A 4865-nucleotide genomic window follows, 5' to 3' on the forward strand; every position below is an offset into this window, starting at 1 on the left:
CGTTATTCCCATCTATTGGTTTCAGGGTGATGCTGTACGTGTCGTCGCCTATTCCTCCATCGAGATAATCGTCACCGTCCGAGACCAGCGTGTCATTTCCATCGTCGCCATAAATGGTGTCCCGGTCTTCTCCACCTTCAAGGTAATCGTCACCACCTCCCCCAACTAGGAAATCGAGCCCTGACCCGCCTAGCACTACGTCGTTACCGTGCCCACCCCACAACACATCACTACCGTCCCCTCCGTCCAGGTAGTCGTTGCCATGCCAGTTCTCGGCAAGCTGGTTGTCGTCCCCAAACAAGATGTCATTGCCTGCTCCGCCATAGAGCGTGTCGTCACCTCCCGCACCCCACAGCCTGTCGTCGCCGCCCTCTCCGTTCAAGTAGTCGTCGCCATGGTATTGACCAGCCAGCTCAGGCTCATAGGCATCCCCGAGCAGCCCATCATTCCCGGCACCGCCGTACAGAATGTCATTGCCACCGCCGCCGATGAGTTCGTCTTCACCGTCCTCTCCGTCCAGGTAGTCGTCTCCGTGATATTCGCCCGAGAGATTTGACTCCAATGCATCGCCCTGCAACTGGTCGTTACCGTCTCCGCCATAGAGCGTGTCGTTGCCGCCGTGTCCGATGAGAAGGTCGTCGCCACCTTCACCATCGAGGTAATCGTCGCCGTGGAACTCGCCGGAAAGTTGTGACGCGTTGGCGTCACCGCCAAGCACGTCACTACCATCCCCGCCATACAAGGTGTCATCCTTGCCGCCGCCAATCATCGTGTCGTTGCCTTCCCCGCCGTCGAGGTAGTCATTGCCGTTGTACTCACCTTCCATGGCATAGTTTGGCGCGTCGCCYACTAGCCAATCGTCGCCGGATCCACCAAACAACACGTCGCCGCCGCCCCATCCGACCATCATGTCATTGCCCGCCCCGCCATCGAGATAGTCGTTACCGTGTTCCGTCGATAAGGTGTACTCAGGCTGCAACACGCCTGTCGTATAGCCGTCGCCGTCCATGTGGTCGTCGCCTTCGTCGCCTACCAGCGAGTCCGCCCCGCCGCCACCAAACATGTAGTCATTGCCCGTGCCTCCATCAAGGTAGTCCTCACCGCCCCCGGCCACCATGTAATCGCTGCCCCCACCTCCAAACATCAGGTCCGCGCTTTGTGCTGTGGGCAGCCGGGTTGTAATGCCTGTAAACGCAAACACTGAACCCGGCAAGTAGCCATTGGGATATGACTGCTGCAGCGTGACGCTCCAACCCGGCTGCACAGTGACGGTCTCCAGGTCGCCAAACATAGCGTCGTCACCCGCGCCGCCCACCATCAGGTCTTTGCCTTCGCCGCCGTACAGCACATCACTGCCGGCGTCGCCATACAGCGCATCGTCGCCTTTGCCACCATCCATGATGTCGGCTTGGTCGTTAGGCGCCGCAATGACTTGCGCCAGCACTTCGTTCATGGTGTGCTGCACATCGGCAAAGATCCTGTCGTCGCCGTCGCCGCCCACGGCATAGTCACGATCGGTGCCCAACTCGATCAGGTCTTTGCCCGCGCCACCAAACACTTTGTCGTTGCCGCTGCCGGCCTTGATCCAGTTTGTGCCGCCGCGCGTGGCGTTGACCATGTCAGCGCCACCGCCCGCAGTGATTTCGTCGTCACCCGCGCTGTCAAACAGCGAATCGGCGCGGCCTGCCTCGGGCTGGTTTTCGTCCACCATCACATTGCCCAGAGCGTCGTACTGAACCTGCACGCCTTCGGCCACCACATCCGTATCCAGAGGGGCAAAGTCGCCCAGGATAAGGCCGCCGCCGGTCGGCGTCGGCTGGGTATCCACTGAGCCCGGTAATGTGATGCCGAGGTTGCCTGAAGTGAAATTTTTGACGACGGCGCTGACGCCTGCGCCGCTGATGCTGAGGGTGGTGCTGCCGTTGGCCATCTTCTTGATGGCACCTATACTCAGGTCTTTTTCGCTACCGGCGGCATCGATCACTTTGATTGCGCCCTGGCCATCGGTATCGATGATGGTGTCTACCCCACCATCACTGGCGCGTAGATAGTAGGTATCGTTGCCTACGCCACCTAGCAAAGTGTCATTGTCTTTGCCCCCCTCCAGAATATCGTCGCCGGCATTACCTTCCAGGTAGTCATCTCCGGCCTTGCCTTTCAAAGTGTCATCGCCACCTCCACCGTAGAGGTGATCCTCCAGTTTGTTGTCTGTGCCAGTCAGCATGTCGTTGCCGGTGTCACCAAACGCGAACCTCTGCATGGGAATTGGCCTAAGTACCCCGCCCTGGCGAGCGGTGTTCTCGGCGAGAAGAATTTTCTCTGCCCCGCTACCATCGAACCAGTGCAAGTCGTACGCCCGATCCTTCGAAATTCCATCGACATATGCCACACCAGTTCCATCTTTTGTGTTGCGGGCCGCGATGGCGACAAGCAGTGTCGCGCGATCACTCCGCCAATTCTTGGTAAAGGTACCAAGCCCCTGAGCCCGCTGCTGCGCCGTGAGCTGCGCATCAGCGTCCCATTGCCCGGCTAATACTTCGTTAGCTTGTTTGAGTTTGTCAAGCGCTGTGGTGTCGCTTGTATTAATAACTACAGGGCTTAGCGCATAAAGGCTTAGAAAGGCAGCAAAGTTTGTCTCAGCTTGGGTGGCAAGACCTGCATCGGCAAGCGTCAGCGTGGCTTTACCAACGAGCCCCTTGAAAGCATCGCTCTTGGTGAGAACGTCGATGTTGGTTTGGTAATTTATCCGGCTAAGTTCATGACCGGATACGTCTCCAAGTTGAGTAGGCGTGGTGCCATTGCCTTGAAAAATACGCCTTAGACCGTCAAGTACGCCTTCGTATGAATTGGCCATGACGTTGCTACCCGCTTTGACGAAATCATTCAACTTGGCAAAGGTCATTGTGCGGTCGAGCTTCTCCAGGGTTGCCCCAAGAGCAAGCAGATCGGTTTGCTTGTACATGAAGTGATTGGACATGCCGAGCTCAGTGAGCTTGACACCGTCTTCCTGGTACAAACCGATACGTTGCCCGTACTGATTGAAGCCCACAGGATCCCAATCATTGGTGGTGACGTTTATGCCGTTCTCCGCGTAATAGTTATTTTGGAGACTCGCGACGGCACCAAAACTACCTAGGCCAAGACCTGAACCAATCAATTGGCTGATTGAACTGAACGAAGTTGCAATGTTGTAATTTTCTTGTAGGCGGCTAAATCCAGCGCTGTTGAAGGTATTCACACCTTGCACCCCCCACTGTTTGCCAAACAAGCGCGCAAAAGCCGTTGCCAAGTAGCCACCCAGGCTGTGGGCGTTGACGGATTCGATGGTGCTAATGGCGTTAACACCGGTGAAAGTTCCAGCGCCGTCCACTGGCGACGCGGCCACAAAGTTGTTGTTTGCATCCGTTCTGATTTGCGGGGCTTGCTGTCCAGTCGCAGTAGTGGCTTTAAGCCACCAGTTGACCATGCTAACGATTTGACGGTATGGCACCCCCGCACTTGCCAAATCACCATCGTCGAGAAAATCTTGCCCTTCCTGCGTGCCACGCACGGAGACATACACTTTGTCGGCATAGTCGGTTCCCGCTTTTCCACGCCATACCGTTGCGTCAAAACCGCCTGTCGCTGATAGCTCCTGGTTCAGCACTTCAAAGTTGGTAGTGATGAAGTCCGCCTGCGGCTGAGTCATGCGGTCGGCAATGACTTGATTGAGGGCGGTTCCGGTAAGTAATTCAGCCTGCACTTGACCGGCTATGACGTTATGCATCCCCTTATAGGAAGCGTCCGCCAGAAGAGCATTCAGGTAAGCCTCGTTGATTGTGTTCATTTCATTCGCTCCTTGGATAGGATTAGGGAATCAAGGGGTCGGAACTACCGTCCAATTTAAATGCCTCATGGCTTGCAAAACACCCCCAGGATGTCGGGCGATGTCATCCTTCGGTACTTCGCACGCGCGCAGCAACAAAGTCATTTTGGTTCCGCTGCTACCAGCAGGTATGCCCAGGAAGCCGCGAGCAGGCCTAATCCAAGACGACACGAGTACTGGCTCTTTGGTTGTGGCGTCCAGGTAACCTGATTGGTGACGCACGATAACTACGCTTGGTGGCCAAAGTGCCCCCACTTCGCTACTCTGCGTGTAGTAGACGGTTCGCCCATAAGCCGACTTTTCATTCATCGTTAAATGAGTATTCTCGCGGGCACTACAAAGCGCCATCATCTGGGGGTAGGCAATGATTTCATCCGCAACTGGAGCAAAAAAGATCAACGGAGCAAGCACCACACCAAGTGCTTTTCGGTACCGCATTGCCCCCAGCCACCGGGGAATCTTGATGCCCAAGGTAATGGCAATCACGGCCCAAAGACCCGTGACGAAGAGAAAGAAAAATCCGGTCAAGCTGTAGTTCTCCAATTTTTTTGTTCACTACCTGCGCTAGCACCTCATTAACCTGTTTGCATAAAAATGGTTTCTGCGAATCGCCTTCTCAATAAATTCTTCGCGGCTGTGATATCGCCTCTTCGAACAGCAAAAATCGATTCGAGCAGACACGAAACGCCGGCTGCGATGCGCTTAAGAACAGTTACCCAGCCAATCTCCTGTGACCAATAGCTGATCTCATTTCGAACGCCACTTGTTAAACGCTGCTCTCAATGTGATCCGGTCATTGTCAAAGTGATCGATAGAAATGCTCACCTCTCCCTCTCCGACTCCTGCACCGCCTTCTGCACAGGCGACAACAAATACTCGAGCACCGTCCGCTTGCCCTGGTTGACCCTGGCCACGACTTGCATGTCCCGGTAGCCAAGAGCTTCCCGGGGTTTCTATGTCGTCCCCATTAGCCGAGGCGAACCAGCCCTTCCTGCAAGCT

The 4865-nt window shown here is 55.7% G+C and carries 2 protein-coding genes; both read right to left on the reverse strand.

The features are described from left to right. On the reverse strand, positions 1 to 3826 hold a 3826-nt coding region (locus AC1D0P_RS21715), incomplete at its 3' end, for a calcium-binding protein (protein ID WP_477678648.1). A gap of 30 nt (positions 3827 to 3856) precedes the next feature. Next, positions 3857 to 4393 carry a hypothetical protein gene (locus AC1D0P_RS21720; RefSeq protein WP_477678649.1) on the reverse strand — a complete coding sequence of 179 codons (537 nt, stop codon included), beginning with the start codon at positions 4391 to 4393 and terminating at the stop codon, positions 3857 to 3859. Between the last annotated feature and the right edge of the window lie 472 nt (positions 4394 to 4865).

This window comes from Polaromonas sp. P1_G2 (assembly GCF_056405515.1).